This is a genomic window from Carboxylicivirga longa (genome assembly GCF_050589825.1).
In the GTDB taxonomy this organism is placed as follows: domain Bacteria; phylum Bacteroidota; class Bacteroidia; order Bacteroidales; family Marinilabiliaceae; genus Carboxylicivirga; species Carboxylicivirga longa.
Genome location: NZ_JBNGOZ010000047.1, coordinates 1 through 3,021, shown reverse-complemented (window position 1 = coordinate 3,021; position 3,021 = coordinate 1). Strand labels below are relative to the sequence as shown.

General features: G+C 34.7%; 4 protein-coding genes. All 4 read right to left on the bottom strand.

Features of this window, described 5'->3' with window-relative positions; all coding sequences use genetic code 11:
• Nucleotides 1–269: 269 nt before the first annotated feature.
• The 4 genes from ACRD7A_RS18925 to ACRD7A_RS18910 all read right to left on the bottom strand — a co-directional run bounded on the left by ACRD7A_RS18925 (nt 270) and on the right by ACRD7A_RS18910 (nt 2,760).
• Nucleotides 270–866 carry a hypothetical protein gene (locus ACRD7A_RS18925; protein WP_430812954.1) on the bottom strand — a complete coding sequence of 199 codons (597 nt, stop codon included), beginning with the start codon at nt 864–866 and terminating at the stop codon, nt 270–272.
• Nucleotides 867–1,092: 226 nt separating this feature from the next.
• Entirely contained in the window at nt 1,093–1,887 is a 795-nt protein-coding gene (locus ACRD7A_RS18920; protein WP_430812955.1) for a hypothetical protein, read from the bottom strand.
• 170 nt (nt 1,888–2,057) lie between these two features.
• Entirely contained in the window at nt 2,058–2,423 is a 366-nt protein-coding gene (locus tag ACRD7A_RS18915; RefSeq protein ID WP_430812956.1) for a hypothetical protein, read from the bottom strand.
• A gap of 82 nt (nt 2,424–2,505) precedes the next feature.
• Nucleotides 2,506–2,760 (bottom strand): hypothetical protein, encoded by a 255-nt coding sequence (locus ACRD7A_RS18910; RefSeq protein ID WP_430812957.1) that lies wholly within the window; start codon nt 2,758–2,760, stop codon nt 2,506–2,508.
• Nucleotides 2,761–3,021: the final 261 nt, after the last annotated feature.

The following is a 3,021-nucleotide window of genomic DNA, read 5'->3' as shown; positions in this document are numbered from 1 at the left end:
ATCCATGTGATTTGCATTCACGGTTAATGCTTTATATCGATTTGCAGGTTTTGCGCATCCAAAGTTGCAGCTAACGGTTGGCTGCATGGCGTCGTGAGGGATTTTAACCTTACAATCTCTCCAAATTGAGCTGAGCCAAAGCGGTGTATTTGTTTTAACTTTTCTTTTTAAGCCAAATCAGCGATTTGGCGCTTGTTGCCGAAGCTACAGACTTTCCAAAATACTACGAATCCCGAAATGCGCTATAGCAGCGTGTTAGGGGGCGATTTTTATTTTTGATTAGAGTCTTCTCCAGATATAAAACTAAAAACTAAGGTACTCTGGTCTATGAACACATAATAAGAGATATCTCTTTCAATCCATATTAGAGCATAGTCGTCACTATTTTCTGTAATTGCATTAAATAACTCTTCATAATTTGAATAGGTAACCTTTTCCCCTCCTAATCCACCATATCCGTTATTTTTTGTTATTTCGTCAGGGTAGTTAGGAAAATTGTTTTTTATAAGGTTCTTTAGGACCCTAATTGAATTACTACTTGATTCCGATATCAATTTCCCATGAATTCGTTCAACTACATATTCACTATTATTCTCATCCTGTTCATTACCAATCTTATAATAAATATCAAGAATGTAATTTCCTGTTTTAGTTTTAATTAAGAATTCATCCTTTGAAGAAAAGTCATTATAATCATCAATCGACAAACCTTGATACATATTGCGAACTTCTTCACGAGAATTGCCAAATAGATTCGCTATTTCATGTAGGTCAATGTACTCATATTGGTAGGCATCCTCTTCCTTGTCGCAACTTGCAAAGAAAAAGGACATAATTAATGTCCAGTAGACAGCTTTGAAATTCATTTTTTTTGTAAGTTTTGTTTTATTGAATAAGTTTTGTGTTAATTGCCCCCTAACGGCCTGCCGCATGGTGCGTAAGGGAAATTTGACCTTACTAACCTTTCAAATTGCGGGGAGCCGAAGCGTTGGGTTGAGTTTTATTTTTTCATTTGTTTTAAAGTCAAATCAACGATTTGGCGTTGTTCGCCGAAGCTACAAACCTTCCAAATTTCTCTGAATCCCTTATGCACTATTGCGGTTTGTTGGGCTTTCGTACTTTTTTCTTTCTAATTAATTTTAAGTCAATGTACAGGTAAAAAATCGATATGCTAATTGCTCCTAATGCAGCGCCTTGACTTTTCCAATTAGTCGGATTCGTAAACATATAAAGTCCTAAAATAATAAATCCAATACAAAGAGGATACATTACGAATCGAGTAGCAACTCTCTTTAACGACCATTCTCGTTCTTGAATTTCTACTCTTTCTTCATGGTTAATTCCTTGTTTTGTTTCTGATAAAATTTTAAGAAAGGTGTTAATATTCTTTCTATTCCAACCAAATGATGCAATTGAAGGTCGACAGGATGGATCACAAATACTATTAACTAATAATCCATCTTTAACTTTAATAATAGTTATCATTTCTCCCCAACTTCCTGTCCAGTTCCAAGCGCGATGAGCACGAAGAAATGAATGGTTGTTTTTCACAGTAGTCCATTCTAATTTCTTTGCTGTAATTTCAACTGCTTGCTTGAATTCATCTTCCGTATATTCAAATTGAAATTTTTTCAGTCTTAATCTACGATATTGAATAATAACGAATAAGACCGCAACAACAACAAAGGGTATAGTTGTTTCAATTAATTCTTCACCACTTCTTACTCCATTGTAAGTTTTTGTGACATGTATCTCAAATAGATTGGCTAAAGTGAAGATTGTCGGAATCAAAACGAATGCAGCTACAGAATAATGTGTTGCAAGCTGCCAGAAACTCAATTTGAGTCTCTTTGTTTCTTTCATTTCTTTAATCCATCCTGTTTGCATTCTACTCATTGTTGTATGAAGCCCAACGGATCGGCCATATGAAGTGGCCCGAGGTGCGTGTGGTATATTATCTTTCTTGTTTATGCTATTGCTGGCGCGGGAGCCAAACTCCCAAAGCTCACAAAGGCCAGGGCTACTTTATGATGGCTTGTTGGGCCGTCGTACATTTTTTATTCATCATGGTTTATTTTATCCATTTCTTCATGTGTTATACCATAAGCAAATCCACCGCTTGTATATCCCATTATCATTGCGAAATGCTCATCACTTTCAAATTCTAACAAATCTTCTATTTCATTTTCGTGCTTCTGCTTATTCGAAAGTTTATGTTGTTTATCTGCTTTTAATGATTGACGTAATTGTTTTTCATATTCTTTCGATATTTCAACGTCTAACATTCTTAACTCTTTAATAGCACACAACTTATCGACAGAATATTTTTTTGAGTACCCTTTGACAATGCTTTTACCAGAATAACTTTTAATCCAGACTTTTGCAGATCGAAGTCTATAATCTCTTTTGGGTGTTTTTTTCATTTGTTATTCTATATGTCAGTATATGCAACATCAATTGCAAACAAAACTATAGAAAAGATTTTAATTGCTTTTCTATTGGAACCTAATCAAACGGCTCTTTAGGCAGTTGAAGTAAATTCTTAATATACCGCTCATTATTATATGGCTTCCTAAATTTGATAACCTCAAACAATTCAATTGCTAAACATTGGCCAATCATTTGTTTAGTTTGAAAGTCATCAAATCCTTGTGACCTCAATCTATCATAGGTAGTCTTTGTTTCAGGAGGACTATTTGTACTAATTTGATTACTAATTATTTCAAATATTTGCTCTCTTAGTTTTTCATTAGTTTCCATTAGGTGTAAGGTTTAGGTAGTATGCGGCCCAACGGTCAGGCTATGAAGCGTAAGTGAACATTAACCACATTTCACTTCCAAACTTCACCGAGCCAAAACGTTGTATTTGTTTTTATCTTTTTTATTTCAAAAGCCAAATCAACGATTTGGCGCTTATGACCGAAGCTGCGGACTAACCAAAACGAGTCGGCTCACTTATATACTCTATTTAAAAACAAGTTTTTAAGCCACTTTTTCCGTGGAGCCGTTAATATTTTTACC